Source organism: Terriglobia bacterium (genome assembly GCA_020072645.1).
Taxonomy (GTDB): Bacteria; Acidobacteriota; Terriglobia; order Terriglobales; family Acidobacteriaceae; genus Angelobacter.
Map to the genome: position 1 here is coordinate 589,480 of JAIQGK010000012.1, position 18,858 is coordinate 608,337.

Below are 18,858 nucleotides of genomic sequence, written 5' to 3' on the forward strand. Positions count from 1 at the left end.
CCGAACGCTGATTCTCTGTGTTACTCTGTGACCTCTGTGGTTAGAATTTGCTATGCGTTTCCTCCTTACATTGATGGCCTTCGCGGTAATAGCCGGCTGTGCCGGCGAACCAAAGCACGCCACATGGACGAACGCGACCGGGGCAGAACAAAATGAGCGCCTGATGTGGCAGGCGATTCAGGGCGAAGACTGGGTCAACGTGGAAAGGCATCTTTCTCCCACATTTATCGGCGTGGCCCCCAATGGCCGCATGCTTGATCGTGCCGGCTGGGTGGAACTATGGCAGGCATCGGAAGTGCAGGAATTCTCGCTGGGCGACATGCAAATCCAACCCGAGGGAACTGACATGAAGGTGACCTACATCTTGCACGTGAAGGCTTCTGCTAAAGCGCCATTGCCATCTTCCGGCCTTCGCGCTATTTCCATCTGGCAAGAGGTCAAGGGCCGGTGGATGCTTACCGCAATGTCGATTACAGCCATCCAAAATCAGTAAGAATTCCGCCTTCGGGCTGAGCGCACTGCTTTTGTGAATTGAAGATATTCAACCTTTTCGCATCCAGCGACCCACGGCCTTGGCCAAAAATGTGTTTTCCCAGGTTACTAAAAATCAAGATGAGTGTGGCAACTGGCCACCTGTCGAAATCTGGGCTGTTGAAGCCAAAGTTGCCCTAACCGGCTGCATTCATTAGGGCTAGACGTGAGGTCCATGGAAAGGCCCAAAATGCGCAAGTTGAGGGCCATTTCAACGTTACCAAAGTTGGCGCCGTGCAAGAGCGCTTAGTACCTCCGTCACCTTTTACTTCCACCCCCTCCGGTCTAGATTTGGAAGGCCGCCTATCTCATGCGGTTGCGGCTGTATTTCATTTCTAACGGGCTGCTTGAAAAGCTTATGTCATTTAACAATCGAGATAAAAAAGCCGAGATGCCTGCCATGAAGAACTACCAATCCGGATTTTCCATGGTTGAGCTCCTGATAGTTTGCGTGGTCATGCTGATCATTGCAGGCCTTGCTGTGCCGAACATTTTCCAGACATATCGTAACTATCAGCTGGATTCAGCAGGCCACTCGGTTGCGAGTCTGCTGCAACAGGCGCGAATTCAGGCCGTAAAAACAAACCTGCCGGCGTATGTGAACTATACCAACGCGGCAGCCGGCAATATGGCGTTCGTGACCAATGATCCTGCCAATACGACATATGCTGCTGGGGAGCCCGACGTGCAGTTGTCTCCGGCAGTTACGTTTCAGGGCGCGCCGCCTGATCATGCCCAACTGGATGCGTTTCTCAACGTTGCTATGCCACTTGTCGCCCAAAGTATAGGTTTTAACGCTCGCGGCTTGCCCTGCACTGAGGGCGGCGGCAATCCTACCGTGTGTACGGCAAACGGAACGGGATTCGAATGGTTTATGCAAAGCGCGGGAGGCTGGGAAGCAGTTACGGTAACGCCATCGGGAAGAATCAAGAGCTGGAGATTATCGGTTGCGACCGGGGGCACATGCGGTTATACAGCTTGCTGGTTATAGGCGGAATTTATGAAACAACAAAATAAACGCTCGCGCAAGAACGCCAGTGGATTCACCCTGGTGGAGTTAACGGTGGCCATGTTCGTTTTAACCGTGGGAGTGCTGGGCGGGATGATCATGATTGTTCTGGGAATGACCCGCGACAACACGAACCGTATGGACACCACGGCAACCAATGCGGCCCAGGCCGTGCTGGAAGCGATCTCTGCCGTGCCGGCAAATACCGACACAATCCTGCAGGTGACTGACTGCGCCAATGTTACTTCCTTTGTTACAACAGCGGGCGCCACGGGGAACGGAACGGGAGCGGCGCTGAATGCAAACGGCAATGGCGAGGTTGATTTTACCCAGGCGGCAGTCGCAAATTACCAGATTAACTACACAGTTTGCAATACCAATGGCCAGCGGACTGCCTATGACGTGCGCTGGCACGTGACCACGCTTCCAACGGGGGCCAAGCTGGTGATTGTGGCCGCGGGCCATCCCACCAGCTACAACAGAAGTCATGCCATGGCCTACATTGCGCCGGTATCACTGCGCACGATCGTAGGAATGTGAGAACCCATGAATAAGAATAAAAAATATTCACGGCAGCGCGGCTTTACCTTGATCGAATTATTGATGGTCGTGCTTTTGCTTTCCATCGTTGTAGGCGCGGTGTTCTCGCAGATTGACCGCGCGCAGGTACGCTACAGGGTTGAAGACCAGAAAGTTGACCTGACACAGCAGGAACGCGAGTTCATTGATCAGTTTGCGCGCGATCTGCATCAGGCGGGTTATCCCTCAGCGGCAATGTACGGAGGCATCGGGACAGCCAACCAGATCGCATTGGGCCTGGTTTCGCTTTCAAACAATGACATTGTGATAGAAGGCGATGTTGATGGCGATGGCACGGTGGATACCGTTGAATACAGCTATTTTGACGGTTCTGGATGGACAAGCAGCGCGCCAAATCCCTGTCCCTGCATACGCCGGAGTCAAGTGGCAAAGGGGACAGCAGCAACTGCGGCAACAACGTTTACCCAGGTGCAGGGTGTGGTGGGTACTACGTTTTTCACGGCGTTTAAAGCGGACGGCGGAACAATAACTTTGCCTGCAGCGCCTAGTGACTTGCCGAAAATTAAAACAGTGCAGATTACCCTGACGACACAAGGCACAGCGCAGGACAGCGACGCGCATAACAGCATACAAGTAACCATGACGGGCATGGCACGTTTAGTGAACAACTGAGGTGACAACATGAACGGAAAAAATATAAAGCGGCTGAAAACCCAGCGTGGCATCGCCATGATGGTGGCCCTGCTCGCTCTGCTTCTGCTTGCCGCCATCGGCATGGGGCTCATGTTCATGGCTGACACGGAAAACAGCGTGAACAATAATTACCGCGACTCGCAAAAAGCATATTTTGCGGCGCGGGCCGGCGCTGAAGACGCGCGCCTTCTTCTGGCCAAGGACGCCGCGCTCAATGCCAATGCAATGGCACTGACCCCGAATTCGCCCTTCCATATGATTTACCTGACGAACCCTACGAATGCTGAGGGGATTGATCCTACTACGGCTTCAGGAAGCACCCTTGCAGCTAATCCTTATCTTGACGATCAGCTTTGCTGGGAAAGATATGCCAATCTGGCATTGACTCCAGGCGCAGGACCTTGTGGCTCGAATGGCCAAGGCGGCCAGTTGCTGACCAATTCAAGCACTTTTACGGCCACCACCATGACGCAGACGGCCGGCGTGAACGGATCAGATGCTCTGCCATTTAAGTGGGTGAGAATCGCCGCCAAGCAAAACCTGATGGGAGCATTGGGGTCTTCAGGCACCAAGGTAAACGGCGCACTTGCGAACGGCCAGCAAGTTTGCTGGGATGGATCGCAAGAAGTCGTAGTAAGTAGCGGGTCGTGCGCTACACAGGCGGTGACCGTCATGCCGGTCTGGGAAATCACCTCATTGGCAGTCACGCCCAAGGTGGGCGCTAATCCGGGATCGAGACGCATGGTGCAAATGGAAGTGGCCTTCAGGCCGCCGCTTATTCCGCCTGCCCCGATTTCGGTTATGGCGCCTGTGCAATTGCAGGGAAGCTACATACTGAATGCCTATGACAATTGCGCATGCACTTGCTCCACCAGTGGAAGCGGAAACAATGCGACTACCAGCTGTGTCCCTCGCGCTGGCCAACCTGCTAACGCCTGTAACACCTCTGCGCATGCGATTTTTACCGAGAATTCAGTGAACGTGGTTGGCGGTTCTGGAAATACTATAACCAGCTTCGGATCCGATCCGACCCAGGGCACGACAACGCAGTCAGGCCCGTCGGTCCAGGGCGTAAATCCGTGGCCAAACTCGCTGAACATTAACAATCTAATCAATCAGTACAGGACAGGGGCTTCAGTCCCGAACTATACGTGCACGGGTACCCAGGACCTTACAACCACCCCCGCTACCTATAAGAATTGTGGTACGCAAACCGGCCAGACATTCGGCACATATCCTTCCGGGCTCCCCACGGAGCCTGCTCCGGGAAGTTATACCTCCGTCACGGAATATGTTCCCGGCAGTGTAAAGCTGACTGCTGACGCGAGCGGATCCGGCATCCTGATTGTGGATGGCGACCTTGAAATCAATGGCGGCCTGAACTGGTATGGACTCATTTTGGTTCGCGGTAAGGTGTCATTCACCGGCGGCGCTGGAGCAAGCACAAACTTGTTTGGGGCGATCCTGGCGGGAGACGACGTGAGCGCCACCAACACGGTGCAGGACGACAATTTTGGCGGCAGCATCAATTTTCACTATGACGTGTGCGCTTTGAAGAACCTGGGAGGCTCTACCCCCCCACAATTGCTGGCGACGCACGAAATCATGTATTAGGAGCATAGGCCAAATGAAGAAGTTCATTTACCCAATGTTGACTTTTGTGCTGGCCGCGGGCGGCGCGTGCGCCGCCCAGTCAGACCAGCCTAGCTTGGGCGAACTGGCAAAACAAAACCGCCAGGAAAAGAAAGTCGTCAAGGTGCTTACCAATGACGATGTAGCAACAGTCAGGCCTGAAACACAATCGCAGGCCAGGAGCGCAGACAATGCGATCTCCGCTGGGCCAGCCGCATCGGAGGCAGCCGCTAAAAGCCCTGACAAGGCCAAGGATGCGGAAAAGACCGCTACGGCGACAAAAGATGCGCCGAAAGATACGCCTGAAGTTGCGGAGCTGAAGCAAAAGCTTAATTCCTATACGCAACAGCGGGATGGTTGGAAGCAGTCAGTCAAGAAATATGAAGACCTCATGGCGAACGAGACCAGCGATTTCCGTCGCCAGATGTATGAGGACGCTCTGGAAGGCGACAAGAGGAATGTTGAAATTTACCAGGAGAAGGTTGACCAGACACAGGCCGATCTTTCAAAGGCAGAAAAGTCTTCTCCTAGCAAATAACTCCGGATTGAAACTTTAAAATAGCCAGCCCTCCGCGGCTGGCTTTTTGCTGTCATGGGAAAATCATGCGCCGCTAACTGCGCTACAATTTCTTGCAGCATGGCCGCTTCCCAACAGAAAAGTAACGTCCGGCTGGACAAAACCATGTTCCGCCGGCTCTTGCTGGCCTGGTACCAGGAATCCCAACGCAAGCTCCCGTGGCGTGGAGCAACCGATCCGTACCACATTCTTGTTTCGGAGATCATGCTGCAACAGACCCGCGTGGCCGTGGTTGAAGATCGCTATAGGAAGTTCATTGCGCAGTTCCCGTGTGCTGAGAAATTGGCCCGCGCTAAAGAAAGTACTGTGCTCGCGGCATGGAGCGGCCTGGGTTATTACCGCAGGGCGCGGGCGCTGCATGCGGCGGCAAAAGAGATTGTGCGGCGCGGATCTTTTCCCCGGACCACACCTGAGCTGATGGAATTGCACGGCGTTGGCCGCTACACGGCGGCTGCCGTGAGCAGCATCGCTTTTGGCGAGCCCGTGGCCGTGGTGGATGGCAATGTTAAGCGCGTGATTGATCGCCTGGTAAATCACAAAGCTCTGCTTGCAGAGCCCGTTGGGGAGAAGCAGTACTGGGAGATCGCCGGAGACCTTTTAGATCGGCAGAGCCCTGGCGACTTTAATCAGGCCATGATGGAACTGGGAGCCGTGGTTTGCCTGCCCGTCCAGCCACTGTGCCATGCCTGTCCAGTTGCAGACCTGTGCGGTGCTCGTGGCCCGACGGAAAAAGTTGGGCGTCCGGCGCGGCGGAAGGCAGAGCTGCATTATGCGTTGGCCCGCCGGAATGGCAGCGTGCTCTTGCGCCAGCGGAATAAGCAAAGCTCGCTGATGCCAGGAATGTGGGAGCTGCCCGAAATCGAAGAGGCGAGCAAACCAAGCAAATTGCCTTTGCTGAAGCTGCGCCATGCCATTACCACCACGGACTACACTGTCTTTGTGCATGCCGGCAAGAATAAGAAGCAGTCGGCTGACCGGTGGATTCCTTTGCGTTCTGCCTATCGCCTGCCGCTTACCGGGCTAGCGCGCAAAATCATTCGAGGGATAGGCGATGCATAAAACAGTGGGAGCGATCTTCATTACATTGGCAGCGTTGATCAGTCAGGGAAGCGCAGCATCTACGATGACGAGAGAGACAAAGCCAACCCAGGCAGCATCTTCAGTCTCTGATTGCTCTACCCCGGCCAAATCTCTTCCTCATGGCACAACCCGGGTTTATATTGCGCTTCGCAATGGGAGAGACGGCTCCGGGTCTTCCATGGCTGACGCGCGCGACGGCAGCACTGTCGCTGCCTTCGATACCATCCTGCGCTGCTACAGCGAGGGCTGCACGGACCCGCAGAATCCTAAAAAGTCGGTTGTGAAGACAGAAAACCTGACCGTTTGTCTTGGGCCGGGAACCTTCTCAACTCTGGGCGCCTACGATTACCTCATCGCCGTTCCGCATCCGAACCCGGCTGGTTTCACCATTGGCAAGGGATGGAAGATACATGGCGCGGGAAAAGACAAGACCGTGGTGAAGCTGAGCGACTACCTGCCGATCACGGACCCCAAAAATCTTCAGCATATGCCGGTGAATAGCGGCATTGGCCTGGTCTTTGGCACCAATTCAGACGGAGCTTCGGGAATTGAGATTTCAGACCTGACGATTGATGGAAATTACCCGGAGTTGAAATCGCGGGCCCGGCAACACGGCGTTACGGCGCTTACGCTGGAAGCGATCCATCTCCGCTCAGATATGGGCGGACACCGAATTCATGACGTGAATGTAGTGAATGCCGCGGCGGAAATCGGCGCAATTAGTCCGCGCTGGGAAGCCTTTCCAATCTGGATATTATCGGTGGACCGTTCCAAGCCAGGGCAGGATCGCGACAATATTATTGAAAACGTCAGCATGAAACAGACTGTCTGCCTGGTTTGCACGGCCATATGCGTGGCGAACGCGACTGCCGAAGTCAGGAACAACCTGGTGGAGGGCGTTCAGATTGGATACGGCGGCTGGGACCTGGCCGGTGGCTCGTTTCATGACAATACGGCAATCAACACCGACTACGGCTTCAACATCGATAGCCTGGTGAATAACGGCGTTACCATCGAGAGAAACAAGATCATTCATCCGCGAAGGTTCGGCTTTGTGGTTGGCGGAGAAGCCACGTTTGCCAACTTTAAGTTTCTGGATAATACCGTGCAGATTGATAGATCTGGAGTGATTGGATTTGTCTTTCGCGGGAACGTTACCGGCGCGGTCATCGCCGGAAATAAAGTGCTGGCGGACAATTCTTCAGGCGCCAGCGCTACGGCATTCAAAAGTTATCCTGCAACCCGACAATCGGGGGCGAACCACAGCAACATTTATCAATCCAACCAAATCGGTAATGGAATGTCGCTGGTTTTCCAGGGATCATCGCAAAAATCGCAGAACTGCTTCTTCGATAATCGAGACGAACGAGGCAATCCGCGCAGGGACCTGCCTGAGAATCATGGCGGCGCATGTGTCGCTGACCCGCGGAAAGCGACTTCACGCTAACGCCTGAGCAGGGATTTTCACGAAGCCCACAAGTTATCTACAATAGAGTTTTAGCTGGAGGGGACCCAATGCCCGCACTGGAAGCCGGAGTTCAGGCACCGGAAATCGAACTGCAATATTTGGATGGCCGTAAATTTTCACTCAAAGAGGAGCGCAAGAAAGGTCCTGTAGTAGCCGTATTCTTTAAGGTGAGCTGCCCGGTATGCCAGATGGCACTGCCGTATCTTGACCGCATTTATAAGGCTTATACCAAAAGCCGCGCATTTACCTTTGTTGGCGTTTCCCAGGACAATGCCGCGGACACACAGGCATTCAACAAGCAATACAATGTCAGCTTTCCGGTTTTGCTGGATCCAGTGGGAAAATATCCGGTTTCAAATGCCTATAAGCTGACGAATGTTCCTACAACGTTTCTCATTTCGCCGGAAGGCGAGATAGATTTTGCCACAGTCAGCTGGTCAAAGGCGGACGTAGAGCAACTGAATCGTCGCCTGGCTTCACTGAGTGGCGCGGCAACAGCGCAAATCTTTCAACCGGGAGAAAACGTTTCAGAATTCAAACCCGGTTGAGAAGCGAAAAATTGATCCGCGGTCGCGGATGGAAGAGTAACTTCAGCAATCAGTATTCAGCCAAAGAGGAACAATGAAAAAACTCGGCACATTCCTGTCTATCGTCTTCGTTTGTATATCCGCTGCATCCGCTCAAAACGCATTGCCTCCCGCCGCGCAGAAAGCCATGAATGCCATTGATGCGGAGAAAATCCGGGCTACGGTGAAATACCTTGCCGACGACGCTTTGCAGGGCCGCGGAACCGGACAGAAGGGCGGAGACATGGCGGCAGACTGGATTGCCGCACAGTTCAAGAGCTACGGTTTGGCGCCCGCCGGAGAGCATGGAACATATTTCCAAAAGATCAATTTTTTTGGTGTAACCACAGATCCCAAGCAGACCAAGTTTTCTTTTGTGCCCAAGTCCGGTGCGGAGATGGCGCTGAAATTTGCCGATGATTACGTGGTGAATGACCAGACGCACGCGCAAAAATCTGAAATCGACGCGCCGCTCGTTTATGTAGGCTACGGAATCAATGCCCCGGAATACAAGTGGGACGACTACAAAGGCGTGGACGTGAAGGGCAAGGTGCTGCTCATGCTGGTGAATGAGCCGCCTTCAGACGATCCAAATTTCTTTAAGGGCCGCGCGCTCACATATTACGGTCGCTGGACTTACAAGTATGAAGAAGCAGCGCGGCGCGGTGCGGTGGGCGTGGTGCTGATCCACAAAACAGATATGGCCAGCTATGGCTGGGAGGTCGTGCGCAACTCCTGGGGAGGCGAATCATCGCTGCTTAAGGACGACACGGACCCCAAGCTGAAGTCGGCAGGATGGATCCAATTGGAAGTAGCGCGCAAACTGGCGACTGCCGCCGGGATGGACCTGGACAAAATGCTGCATGACGCAACCACGCGCAGCTTCAAGCCGGTGGAACTGCCTGTGCGCGTGAAAGAAACAGTCGTAAGCACGGTGCGCAGCTTTACTTCAAGAAACGTGCTGGCACAGGTAAAGGGTTCCGATCCCAAGGCCGCGCAGCAGGCGATCCTATACACTGCGCATTACGATCATCTGGGCATCCATCCTGATGAGCCGGGCGACAATATTTATAACGGCGCAGCGGACAATGCGACGGGATGCGGAATCCTGCTGGAACTGGCGCGGGTGTTTGCCGCAGCCCAGGAAAAGCCCAAACGGACGGTTATTTTTGGTGCGGTCACGGCAGAAGAACAGGGACTGATGGGATCAAAGTATCTGGGTCAGCATCCGCCGATCCCGGCGAGAAATATTTCACTCGACCTGAATTATGACGATATTCAGCCGCTGGGTGAACCGCAGCAGCTCGTCGTGTCCGGGGCGGAGCGCACAACGGTTTATCCGCTGGTAGAAAAAGTGGCAAAGGATTTTTCCATGTCAATCCAGCCGGACGATCATCCGGAAGCGGGGCATTATTACCGGTCTGACCATTTCAGTCTTGCCCGGGTAGGCGTACCGGCATTCAGCGTGAATGAGGGCGTGCTCTTCAAAGGGCATGATCTTGCCTGGGGGGAAGAAAAAGAGCGGGATTACGTAGCCCACCGCTATCACCAGCCTTCTGACCAATATCGTCCCGACATGGACTTCACCGCTGATGCCAAATTGGCGAAGTTTGGACTCGTTCTTGGCTGGGACGCGGCGAACCAGCCCAATTTGGCCGGCTGGCAGCAGGGCGATGAATTTGAGAAAGCCAGAAAGATGGGGCAGTAAGAACAGGCGTCGGCGAACAAGGCTTTAGCCTGCTTTGATGGTGCCGATAGTAACGTAACGGAAGCCGCACAGCTGGGGTACAATCCAGGCATTCCCCCAAAGTACACCCGGCCGAAATGTCGTTTTCGTTCCTTCAACGCGGTAGTTTGCCTGATCACGCCCGTCAGCTTGTTGTGACCAGCGATGAACCCTCGCTCGTTCTGGAAGGCCTGGTCACGGGAATAGATAATCTCCGGCACGACGTTTACCTGAGTTCCAAGTTCACTGAAATTGCCCGCCAGCACATTTTTAAACTCGTGGCCAGACACGGAAACGTGGAAGACATGGTCGCGGACGATCGGCCAAACGGTCGCCCGCCGATGCGCCCCAACGGCCACGCGAGCCGACAATCGGATTCGGTGGAATTCAAGAGGCTGCTGACCGAACTGCATATTGTGTCATTGAACCGGGCGAAAGCCGAGAACAACGTTTCACTGGATCTGCTTTTTAGGCTGGCCATCCTAAAGTTTCAGCGTACCGAGCTGGTGCACCAATATGCCGTGGCGCTGGAGCGCTGCCGCAACCGTGTGAAGTCGTATGAAGGTCCCCGCCAGTCCGGGCAAAGCCGCACCGTGGAGATGCGCGAACGGATTGCGCATTTCCAGATCAACAAAAAGACCGTGCTGCGCCGCGCCGGCCAGGACCTGTTTGTCATCCTGCGGGAAGCAGAAAAAGAAATCCTGGGGCGCACCAGGCGCTCGCTTTTTGGCGATGCGATGACGGCAAAATACGAGTTGTTCCTGAACCGGCTGGTATTCACTGAAGATGGCCAGGACAACCTGCTCAATGCCGAGCATTACGTGATGCTGGGCAATTATGACCGCGATAAAGACAGGTTTGAAACCATGCGCGACATTGCCGCGCGATACCTGAAATCGCTTGGGCTGGTGAGCGATGTGGAAGACCCGATGGTCGGTGGCATCCTGAATGTGCCGGAAAACGCGCATGAAATCATGGCCGGCGGATCGCCTGAAGACAGCAACGCCAAAGGCAAGGCGCAAAAAGCTCTGCTGAATGCATGGACGGAGTTGCTGGAGCGCGAAGGCGTGATTGACAGCGTGGTTGCGTCGTATGAAGCGGTGCCGCTGCTGGCGCAGTACTCGCCGCCAATCAATCCACAGCAAATCAAGAACGCGCTGATCTCCCGCGAGGAACGCAGGCGCGTGGAAACGCTGCTGGAAGAGCACGGCAAACTTTCTCCCGACGGAATGCACGCCGCGGTGAAAAAAGTGGAAAGCTGCAAACCGGCCGAGCGCGCCAAACTGGCTGCGCGCTTCTTTACCGACTTCACGCGCTATCATCGTGACCTGCGCCGCATGGAAGCTGTGGTTGAAGCTATGGAAAACGTCAATGTGCTGGCCAACGAGCGTTTCCGTGAGCTTTCCGCCATCAACAACACGCTCTATGAATTTCTGCTGGCGGAAGAGCAAAAGCCGGCAGAAGAAAAAGTGATTCACCACGTGGTGCTGAAGGCTGACATTCGCGAATCAACCACGCTGACGCGCACGCTTTTGGAAAAAGGGCTGAATCCCGCTTCTTACTTCAGCTTGAATTTTTACGATCCAATCAACAAGCTGCTGCCGAAATATGAAGCGAAAAAAGTTTTTATTGAAGGCGACGCGCTGATCCTGGCGCTGTTTGAGCGTGACGGCGAACCGGCGCTAGGTGTGGCGCAAACCTGCGTGCTGGCAAAGGAAATCATCCAGGTGGTGACCGCTTACAATGAGCGATCGCTTTCTGCCGGGCTGCCGAGCCTGGAGCTTGGCATCGGAATCTCATACCAGGATTCCGCGCCCATGTACCTGATGGACGGCAACAAGAAAATCATGATCTCAAAGGCGCTGAATGAGAGCGATCGTCTCTCCTCATGCAGTAAGGGCGTGCGCCGGCTCATGAAAGACCACGAATTGCTCTTCAATGTGTTTTCATTCAAGGCGGTTGAAGACGAAGACACCGGCGGCAATCCTGACGAATTTCTGCTGCGCTACAACATTGGCGGCATTCACATTAATGAAGCGGCATTTCAGAAGCTGCGCGGAGAGATCTCACTCCAGGCATACGATCTACAGGTCCCGATGATCTGGCAGAAGAGCGCGGTGCGTGTTTATGCTGGCGTAGTACCGCTAGGCCAGGGAAGCTTTCATCACATTATTGTGCGTGAAGGCTGCATCACACACGTGGACGCACGAGATTTCTCGCCCAAAGGGGTTACAGACCGTTACTATTACGAAGTCTGCACACATCCGAAGATTTATCAGGCGATTGAGGCTGTTTCAAACAACCTGGTGGCTGCGCGATAGTCAGAACTCTCTGCGCGGAACTTTAAAGGGCACGCGGACAACAGCTTCAATATCCACCGGCATGCCGTCTTTTGTGCCGGGACGGAATCGCCACTGTTCAAGCGCCTTGCGCGCATTTTCATTCAGCCGATCGTCAAAACCCTCAAGCACTTTTACATCGCCCACGCTGCCATCGGCATGAATGACGGCGTAGAGGACCACGGTTCCTTCCACACGGTCGTGCATCAGGTCCTGCGGGTACGCGGGATCAACTTTGGTGATGGCCTCGGGCGCGCTCAGGTCAGCTCCGCCATGCGTGGCGTTCAGCTCGGCAAATCGGATACTCCAGCTTCCCGTGGATGAAGTGAGATTCGGCATACTGAGCCGCATGGAATAATGACGGCGCGTCCCGAAGACGCGCGTGTCAACGCTGTCGCGTGACGGTTCACTTTTATCGGGAGTGAGAGGACGAGGAGCCGGAGGCGAGGCGGATGCGATCACAGTATTGCTTGCAACTTTAGTTGGCGGAGCAGAGACATAGATGTTCGACGGCGAGCCGGTCTTGCTGGAATCATGCTGCGCAATTTCCGGGCGTGCAGTTGCACCGGAATGCCCTGCGGGGCTCGCGGCGAATTCTCCGGGGCGATTGCCTTCAGGGACAATCAACGGCCCGCTGGGCGCGACTGGCTGCGCATTGAGTACCAATAACTGTCCCAGCGCTTTTTCTCTCGCGGCATTTCCATTTGCAACGGGCGGCGCAGGGGGCACGGCGGTTGCTGCCTGCGCGGGCAATCCAAGGGCGCTAAGATTGCGGCTGGCCGCAGTGGGAGCAGGAGGCGCAACCTGCGGCGCGGACATCGGCAAAGGTATGGATTGCAGCCCGCGATTGGCGGTTACTTCTGGCGCGGGCGCAGCTACCTGCGGAGGAGCTTGTGCGGGAAGCTGAAGAGCGTCGGGCTTGCGCGCTGTGACGTCGGGCGAAGGTGGAACCACGATGGCGCTTTCTACTGGAAGAGCAGGCATCGTGCGATGGCTGGCTGGGGCTTCAGCGGGTGCAGCCACTTCAGGCTGGGCTGCGGGGGGAAATAGCAGAGGTCGCAGCCTGCTCTGCACCACTGGCTGAGCGGGCTCGCCAATCGGCGGAACATTAACGGGCAGCACTTGAATGGGATGGTTCATCGCTATGGGCGCACCGGGGATCGCTGTGGAGACAATCAAGTTCGGCAAAGGAGTGTCCTGCTTCACCACCAACTGGCTGGGCTGGACGATAGTTTGCCGGGTGCTGATGTGGTTCTCATTGGTCACCACGATCTCCTGCGGCGCAAATTCAGGATCAGCCTTCTGCGGACGCACGCGCCGCGGAGGTTCAGGCTTTGCCTTTTGGGTATTTACCGGCGGCAGATATTCAGAGACTTCGTAATGGATGACCGTCTGGTTCGGCGGCGTTTGCGGCAGCACCTGCGGTTGGTTCAGCCATGCCAGATTCAGCGCGTAGATCGCGGCAATAACCAGCGCATGCCCTAGAAATGACTGCCGCGCGGCCTTCCATGCCACCGGACGATGCACCAGCGCATCGGGCCAGTACTTGCCGGGAGCAGAGCTGATCCAGACCGGCGGTGGAGCTTTGCGGAACAAGTCGCCGATATTGCGCGTGAATATGCGCAGCCACGGCTCGGGTTCCAGCGCAAAACGCAGGTCAGCAGTAGAAGCCGGAAATGCTTCATTGGAAAGCGCTTTTTTGGCCGACTGCATTTCGCTTGTTCCCGGTGATGAGAAAGATTATATCTTTAATTACTACATGCCCCAGCTCATGGTTTTATCCCGAAAGGCCCTGCTGCCGCTCGCCCTGGCGATGCTGGCAGGGGCCTGCTACGCCCAGGCCGGGATGGCTACGCGCGGCCAGAACAAGGCGGTTCAGGAAGATAGCGCCAACGCCATTGTGCCGCACCCGGCAGAAGATATCTCCGGCATGTACAGCTTTATCAGGGAAGGCGAGTTCCTGCAGATCACGCTCGATCCTAAGGCGGTCACCGGATATATCTCACGGATGGGCGAGTCCGACAGCGACAACGGCGTTTTTCTGGACCAGTTTTTCGCCAAGGCCGACGTGCAGGGCCACGACGTTTCTTTCACCACGCGACAGCTGCACAGCGTCTGGTATGAATTCAAGGGCAGGTTCAGCCGCGGGCCGGGAAAAACCAAGGGTGACGACGGCTATTACATCCTGCGCGGCACGCTCAAGGAACTCACCACCAACAACGCCGATAAAGCCGTAAGCTCACGCTCGCGGGAAGTGGAATTCAAGCTGCTGGCGCAGCCGGAAGATCCTGAGGAAGCCGCGCCATCGAAGAACAAAAAACCGAAATAGCGAATTGATCTACCAGCTTTCCGCCAGCCCGACTTTTTCAATTGACAGAATTCTATCCGCGATCAACAAAAAACTTATTGCACAATTGGCGCAGCACTCTTCTGCCTGGGCAGGCCGGCCTGTTCGCAATTTTCAGCAAAAATATTTCATGATTAATATTTTTAATTGCGTTTTAATGGACATAACAAGAAAGATCTGTAGCATCGGAAAGGGTGGGACGCGGCTGCATAAGGCCCATCTTCCTGAATTTTGATTAAGCGTTCACACTGAACCAGGGAAGGTAGTTCTAGAATGCCACCGTTGTCGCTAGACCCCTTCGTCTTGCGGTTTGATGCAACCAACCCCGGCGTTATTGAGTCTCATTGTTCCGTTTGCAATCGCCTGATTGCCGCCAGCAGGGAGATGAGAGTATTGGAGATTGTGCAGCGAATCCATCTGGATAAATGGCATGGGCGGGGAACCTTGATCACCAACAAATTGATGTAGGCAGCGCAGCCTTGGCTGCGAATCGCGGATCGTCAGGAACCAATACCCTTTAACAGCTGCGCGATGCTCACGCCCAGGGACCGGGCCAGCTTTATGAGGGTGCTTATACGGATATCTTTTTCGCCGCGTTCAATGGCCCCGGCAAAAGAGCGTCCCAGGCCGGCTTCATGGGCAAAGCCCTCCTGTGACCAGCCCCGTTGCTCCCTGAGCCGGCGGACCCGTTGCCCGAGTTGTAGCTGGGCCTCTGACTGTGGCTTTTTGGCGGCCCCTTTTTTGGCTTGCATTCCACCCTAACATCGGTGTAAATTCCTCCTCTGTCCACCCTTGATCGTTGCACTTCCTTACGTAGCACCATCAATCGTAGGCAGACAGGTAGAAGGAGATTTGCTCGTAACCGCCCACTGTCCGCCACCCGCTAACGGCTGATGGTGGGCCCCTTTTTGTGCAGGGATAATAGCAGAATTGTTAGAGTTTTCTAATCGAGATTTGAATCGGCAAACGCGGTCCGGAGCCAATGCGAGCGCGAGTCCCCAGATCAATCCGTACGCTCTTGCCGGCTGGAGGAATTGCGCGGCCGCCGATGCATGATTTCATGCAGGCTGGCTATAAGCAGATTGGGACCATTGTCGATTGTGGCCTCATTGCGCGAGCGCGGCAGGTGAGAGACTTAAGGAAGACGGGCCGTTCTCTATTGCACAGGCAAAAGCAGCGGATCTGTGACATGATGAGTGCCATGGCTCAATTAATTGTTACAGAAAAGATCGATGGCAATCCGGTGGCGTGGCGGTGTTCGGATTGCAGCCAGAGTTTCTCCGCACGGGGTAAACTCACGACAAAACAGAGAAATGACAAGGTCAACGCTGAATTCAAGGCCCACATGGAAGAAAACCATAAGGGTGAAAGCCCTCGTCCCATGGCGTTTGCCGCTGCCGTTCCGCTGCCTAGAGATTAGGCTTATCTGCCGGAATCCGAGGCCGCGCTGACGTTGTTGAACGGGCCGGCGGCTGTGATGCGGTAGTCCTTGTATTCAATGCTTAAGTCGGCGTGTCCGCCAAGCCGGACTGAAGTAAAGCTGTGGTTTTGCGCCGGCAGCCAAAAATCATTCACATTGATATAGCGAGTTTCAATCTGCGTGCCCTTGATCCAGAAGGAAGGGTTTTTGGCCGGGCCGCCTTCCATGCGCACAATGGCAAATTGCCGGCTGTCAACCCAGATTTTTCCCTGGAAAAGATATTTGTTTCTGGTGCGTGGCTTCACGGAAAGCACGTACAGCCCGCCGCGCGGGCCGGATTCGTATGCGACAAGGGCGAACTCATAATTTTCCTGGTTCACGGCAATGCGCTTCTGGTTTTCCCCGTCGATCGCGTCTTTCTCGCCTTCCATCAATTTCTTCAAGACCCGGTCAATCAATATCTTTGAGCCGCTCTGGGAAACGATTACAAATTCCTTGGCGCCCGGGGCGCGGTATTTCATGTTGACCACCATCTCAGCTGCGCGCCCTCCGGGAAATCCTTTGTACTCCAGGCGGTAAATCCTGGTGGATTCATACGCCTGAAGGGCCTGGGCGCGTTGCAGGTTCATCCGCACCAGGTTCTCGACTACCTGCTCTGACTTCAACTGCCCCGCATCCTGGCGATCAGGGGGCGCCTGTCCGCGCACAATTCCACAGAGGAACGGGCAGAGAACGACCGTGACAATGATCAGCCATGAAGATGGATACCTGGTGTTCCGGGAAAGTGCAATAGGAGCGGGAGCCATTGTGGATTAGATGGCGATCTGCCGAAGACCGCATCTGCAACCATGACATTTTATCGGGAAAATTACTGTCCACAATTGAACAAATCGGCCCGGCAAAAGCCTTGTGTGCAATCTGGGGCAGACTTATGCAGCGGCGATGGGCCATACTGGTTACAAAGGTGTTTCAAAGCGGCGCCGGTGTCACCGCGCGGCCCGGCGCCCAGCCATGCTGGCTCTATGCAGGCCAATCGCCGCACAAGAGAAGGAGAGGCCGATGTCCAAAGTTCCCGAGTTGACCGATGCTGCGGTTGTGAATGCCAGGATGATGCCTCCAATGACCTGGAATGGAGCGCTTGCGGGCCCGCTGGAAACCGCAACGCATTATCTCCATCTGACGGCTTTTCCGTGCCAGAAGTGCAATGGTCCGGTGATCGCCGGATCGCTGGGCACGCGCCATGACGTTATCACTCAGGAAACGGAAATCCGCGCCGTGGGGGCGATCTGTATCGCCTGCGGCTCCAGGCCGGAAGCGATTCTGGCGCCTGCTGTCGACCATGGTTTTCGCCCGATCGAGTGGCGGTGGGCCATCAAGCCACCTTCCCATCCGTAACCATTCGCCATGCATGCGCTTTGGCGCCAAATTCCCATTTTGAAGCATCTGTTCGATAAAAGACATAAATCGTACAAACTGCTCAATAGTGCACACATTTGTACTCCGCATAGGAGTAGCCTTAAGCTAGTGCAAAACCTTATACAAAATCGGCAAGAGAAAGCGGCTATGGCCGCCAAGGCTGCGTTGATTGTTGCAGCCAAGTCCGCCAAAGCGGCAAAACTAGCCAAGGCAAGAAAAGCGGCTAAAGAAGCCAATGCAACAGATGGGCACTTTGCGCCCATGGAGTTCCTGGCCAAACCCGGCCCCAGCCGCACCATTGCGGAAATAAAGAAAGGCGAAAAAATCTTTGGCCAAGGAGATGAAGCCACCGAGGTGTTTTATATCCAGAAGGGCAGAATCAGGATCAGCGTGGTCTCCAAGACCGGCAAAGAGGCCACCGTGGCATTGCTTGGCGCCGGCAACTTTCTAGGCGAAGAATGCATAGCCGCGCCTAAAGTGCATCGCGTGGCTTCAGCCACCGCGCTAACGCCTTCCACCATACTGAGGATTGAGCGCGATGAGATGATCCGGGTGCTGCATGAGGAACAGGCATTCTCTGAAGTTTTTGTGGCTTATCTTCTGGCCCGCAACGCGCGCACGCAGGAAGACCTGGTGGACCAGCTTTTCAATTCCAGCGAAAAGCGGCTGGCCCGCGCACTGCTGCTACTGGCCCAGTTCGGCAAAGACGGCACCGCGCCTGAGACCGTGATTCCCAAGATCAGCCAGGAAGTGCTGGCGGAGATGATTGGCACCACGCGCTCGCGCGTCAACTTTTTCATGAATCGCTTCCGGCAAATGGGATTCGTTGACTACAACGGCAAATTAACGATCCATAGTTCTCTTTTGAACGTGATTTTGCACGATTAAGTTTGGGGAGCTGCTCTCCCTGTTGTAAAAAACCTGGGGCCGATGTGAACAACGCATCGGCCCCAGGTTTTTTAACAACGTTTTTGCTCACCAAAGTTTTAGTTGTTGAGCCGGCGAAGAAAGGACCTGACTGATTTCACAAAGTCATCTGGCGTGTGCGATTCATGAGCAAACGCGTTTGACTCAATCAGTTCCGGTTCCGCGCCTTGATACAACTGAAGGATGGGGGTCTTGCACACCTTGCGCGCCTCAACCCAGACCTTTCGCTTTTCTGAAGGAGGCAATGAATATCCGATAAGAACAAAATTGACCTTTTTCTTTTTGCACAAGGCGCGGACACCGGCACTGCCTTTGGCCTGCAGCACCGCAAAGCCTTCCTTTTCAAGAATGGTTTTCCGCAGATCCGCAAGAACCGGGTTCCAGGACGCAACCAGAATGGTTTCTTTTCTTTCAGTCAGGTAAGTGTCTCCCGAGGCAGGTATATGTAGATTGTGACACATGAATACAGGGGTGATCAATGCGAGGCGGTGAAGCCGGAATCTTTACCACGGAGACACGCCAAGGTTGCCAAAATCGCCGAGATTGAAAAGCCAAACCTTTCGCCGCAGATGAACGCTGACAAGCGC

The 18,858-nt window shown here is 54.9% G+C and carries 19 protein-coding genes; 15 read left to right on the forward strand and 4 right to left on the reverse strand.

Going from position 1 to position 18,858, the window contains the following annotated elements; all coding sequences use genetic code 11:
• The first annotated feature begins 52 nt into the window (after positions 1–52).
• The 11 genes from LAO76_19120 to LAO76_19170 all read left to right on the forward strand — a co-directional run bounded on the left by LAO76_19120 (position 53) and on the right by LAO76_19170 (position 12,143).
• The gene (locus LAO76_19120) at positions 53–493 is read left to right on the forward strand and encodes a nuclear transport factor 2 family protein (GenBank protein ID MBZ5493034.1); all 441 of its coding nucleotides are present in this window, start codon (positions 53–55) and stop codon (positions 491–493) included.
• 396 nt (positions 494–889) lie between these two features.
• Positions 890–1,522, forward strand: coding sequence for a prepilin-type N-terminal cleavage/methylation domain-containing protein (locus LAO76_19125; GenBank protein ID MBZ5493035.1), 633 nt, complete (start codon positions 890–892; stop codon positions 1,520–1,522).
• A 9-nt stretch (positions 1,523–1,531) separates the two neighbouring features.
• The gene (locus LAO76_19130; GenBank protein ID MBZ5493036.1) at positions 1,532–2,080 is read left to right on the forward strand and encodes a prepilin-type N-terminal cleavage/methylation domain-containing protein; all 549 of its coding nucleotides are present in this window, start codon (positions 1,532–1,534) and stop codon (positions 2,078–2,080) included.
• Between the two features lie 6 nt (positions 2,081–2,086).
• Positions 2,087–2,752, forward strand: a complete 666-nt coding sequence (locus tag LAO76_19135) for a type II secretion system GspH family protein (GenBank protein MBZ5493037.1) — start codon at positions 2,087–2,089, stop codon at positions 2,750–2,752.
• A gap of 9 nt (positions 2,753–2,761) precedes the next feature.
• Positions 2,762–4,387 (forward strand): hypothetical protein, encoded by a 1,626-nt coding sequence (locus tag LAO76_19140; protein MBZ5493038.1) that lies wholly within the window; start codon positions 2,762–2,764, stop codon positions 4,385–4,387.
• Between the two features lie 13 nt (positions 4,388–4,400).
• Positions 4,401–4,943: a hypothetical protein gene (locus LAO76_19145; protein ID MBZ5493039.1), complete on the forward strand. Its 543-nt coding sequence runs from the start codon at positions 4,401–4,403 to the stop codon at positions 4,941–4,943.
• A 144-nt stretch (positions 4,944–5,087) separates the two neighbouring features.
• On the forward strand, positions 5,088–6,041 hold the full coding sequence (locus tag LAO76_19150; GenBank protein ID MBZ5493040.1) for an A/G-specific adenine glycosylase: 954 nt from the start codon (positions 5,088–5,090) through the stop codon (positions 6,039–6,041).
• Complete coding sequence (locus LAO76_19155; GenBank protein MBZ5493041.1) at positions 6,034–7,509, forward strand: hypothetical protein; 1,476 nt, start codon at positions 6,034–6,036, stop codon at positions 7,507–7,509. Before LAO76_19150 ends, LAO76_19155 begins: the two co-directional genes overlap by 8 nt.
• A 68-nt stretch (positions 7,510–7,577) precedes the next feature.
• Complete coding sequence (locus LAO76_19160; protein MBZ5493042.1) at positions 7,578–8,078, forward strand: TlpA family protein disulfide reductase; 501 nt, start codon at positions 7,578–7,580, stop codon at positions 8,076–8,078.
• A gap of 73 nt (positions 8,079–8,151) precedes the next feature.
• Entirely contained in the window at positions 8,152–9,804 is a 1,653-nt protein-coding gene (locus tag LAO76_19165; protein MBZ5493043.1) for a M28 family peptidase, read from the forward strand.
• Positions 9,805–9,950: 146 nt separating this feature from the next.
• Entirely contained in the window at positions 9,951–12,143 is a 2,193-nt protein-coding gene (locus LAO76_19170; GenBank protein MBZ5493044.1) for a hypothetical protein, read from the forward strand.
• Here LAO76_19170 and LAO76_19175 read toward each other — a convergent pair whose 3' ends face one another.
• Complete coding sequence (locus tag LAO76_19175) at positions 12,144–13,874, reverse strand: energy transducer TonB (protein ID MBZ5493045.1); 1,731 nt, start codon at positions 13,872–13,874, stop codon at positions 12,144–12,146.
• Here LAO76_19175 and LAO76_19180 point away from each other — a divergent pair.
• A complete protein-coding gene (locus LAO76_19180; GenBank protein ID MBZ5493046.1) occupies positions 13,861–14,490 on the forward strand; it encodes a hypothetical protein in 630 nt (209 codons plus the stop codon). The genes LAO76_19175 and LAO76_19180 overlap by 14 nt on opposite strands.
• A 518-nt stretch (positions 14,491–15,008) precedes the next feature.
• Here LAO76_19180 and LAO76_19185 read toward each other — a convergent pair.
• Positions 15,009–15,260 carry a helix-turn-helix domain-containing protein gene (locus LAO76_19185; protein ID MBZ5493047.1) on the reverse strand — a complete coding sequence of 84 codons (252 nt, stop codon included), beginning with the start codon at positions 15,258–15,260 and terminating at the stop codon, positions 15,009–15,011.
• A 449-nt stretch (positions 15,261–15,709) separates the two neighbouring features.
• Here LAO76_19185 and LAO76_19190 point away from each other — a divergent pair, with 449 nt between their 5' ends.
• Positions 15,710–15,928 carry a hypothetical protein gene (locus LAO76_19190; protein ID MBZ5493048.1) on the forward strand — a complete coding sequence of 73 codons (219 nt, stop codon included), beginning with the start codon at positions 15,710–15,712 and terminating at the stop codon, positions 15,926–15,928.
• Positions 15,929–15,930: 2 nt separating this feature from the next.
• On the opposite strand, the gene LAO76_19195 is transcribed toward LAO76_19190, so the two are convergent.
• Positions 15,931–16,734, reverse strand: a complete 804-nt coding sequence (locus tag LAO76_19195; GenBank protein MBZ5493049.1) for a hypothetical protein — start codon at positions 16,732–16,734, stop codon at positions 15,931–15,933.
• A 253-nt stretch (positions 16,735–16,987) separates the two neighbouring features.
• Here LAO76_19195 and LAO76_19200 point away from each other — a divergent pair, with 253 nt between their 5' ends.
• Together LAO76_19200 and LAO76_19205 are read left to right on the forward strand one after the other, a co-directional pair.
• On the forward strand, positions 16,988–17,323 hold the full coding sequence (locus tag LAO76_19200) for a hypothetical protein (protein MBZ5493050.1): 336 nt from the start codon (positions 16,988–16,990) through the stop codon (positions 17,321–17,323).
• A gap of 282 nt (positions 17,324–17,605) precedes the next feature.
• Positions 17,606–18,232, forward strand: a complete 627-nt coding sequence (locus LAO76_19205) for a Crp/Fnr family transcriptional regulator (GenBank protein MBZ5493051.1) — start codon at positions 17,606–17,608, stop codon at positions 18,230–18,232.
• Positions 18,233–18,330: 98 nt separating this feature from the next.
• Here the strand turns inward: LAO76_19205 and LAO76_19210 are convergent, their stop codons facing one another.
• Positions 18,331–18,732, reverse strand: a complete 402-nt coding sequence (locus LAO76_19210) for a hypothetical protein (protein ID MBZ5493052.1) — start codon at positions 18,730–18,732, stop codon at positions 18,331–18,333.
• Positions 18,733–18,858: the final 126 nt, after the last annotated feature.

Coding starts and splice junctions, on each gene's coding strand:
- LAO76_19120 (MBZ5493034.1), top strand. CDS start 53: ATGCGTTTCCTCCTTACATTGATGGCCTTCGCGGTAATAGCCGGCTGT.
- LAO76_19125 (MBZ5493035.1), top strand. CDS start 890: ATGTCATTTAACAATCGAGATAAAAAAGCCGAGATGCCTGCCATGAAG.
- LAO76_19130 (MBZ5493036.1), top strand. CDS start 1,532: ATGAAACAACAAAATAAACGCTCGCGCAAGAACGCCAGTGGATTCACC.
- LAO76_19135 (MBZ5493037.1), top strand. CDS start 2,087: ATGAATAAGAATAAAAAATATTCACGGCAGCGCGGCTTTACCTTGATC.
- LAO76_19140 (MBZ5493038.1), top strand. CDS start 2,762: ATGAACGGAAAAAATATAAAGCGGCTGAAAACCCAGCGTGGCATCGCC.
- LAO76_19145 (MBZ5493039.1), top strand. CDS start 4,401: ATGAAGAAGTTCATTTACCCAATGTTGACTTTTGTGCTGGCCGCGGGC.
- LAO76_19150 (MBZ5493040.1), top strand. CDS start 5,088: ATGTTCCGCCGGCTCTTGCTGGCCTGGTACCAGGAATCCCAACGCAAG.
- LAO76_19155 (MBZ5493041.1), top strand. CDS start 6,034: ATGCATAAAACAGTGGGAGCGATCTTCATTACATTGGCAGCGTTGATC.
- LAO76_19160 (MBZ5493042.1), top strand. CDS start 7,578: ATGCCCGCACTGGAAGCCGGAGTTCAGGCACCGGAAATCGAACTGCAA.
- LAO76_19165 (MBZ5493043.1), top strand. CDS start 8,152: ATGAAAAAACTCGGCACATTCCTGTCTATCGTCTTCGTTTGTATATCC.
- LAO76_19175 (MBZ5493045.1), bottom strand. CDS start 13,874: ATGCAGTCGGCCAAAAAAGCGCTTTCCAATGAAGCATTTCCGGCTTCT.
- LAO76_19185 (MBZ5493047.1), bottom strand. CDS start 15,260: ATGCAAGCCAAAAAAGGGGCCGCCAAAAAGCCACAGTCAGAGGCCCAG.
- LAO76_19190 (MBZ5493048.1), top strand. CDS start 15,710: ATGGCTCAATTAATTGTTACAGAAAAGATCGATGGCAATCCGGTGGCG.
- LAO76_19195 (MBZ5493049.1), bottom strand. CDS start 16,734: ATGGCTCCCGCTCCTATTGCACTTTCCCGGAACACCAGGTATCCATCT.
- LAO76_19200 (MBZ5493050.1), top strand. CDS start 16,988: ATGTCCAAAGTTCCCGAGTTGACCGATGCTGCGGTTGTGAATGCCAGG.
- LAO76_19205 (MBZ5493051.1), top strand. CDS start 17,606: ATGGAGTTCCTGGCCAAACCCGGCCCCAGCCGCACCATTGCGGAAATA.
- LAO76_19210 (MBZ5493052.1), bottom strand. CDS start 18,732: ATGTGTCACAATCTACATATACCTGCCTCGGGAGACACTTACCTGACT.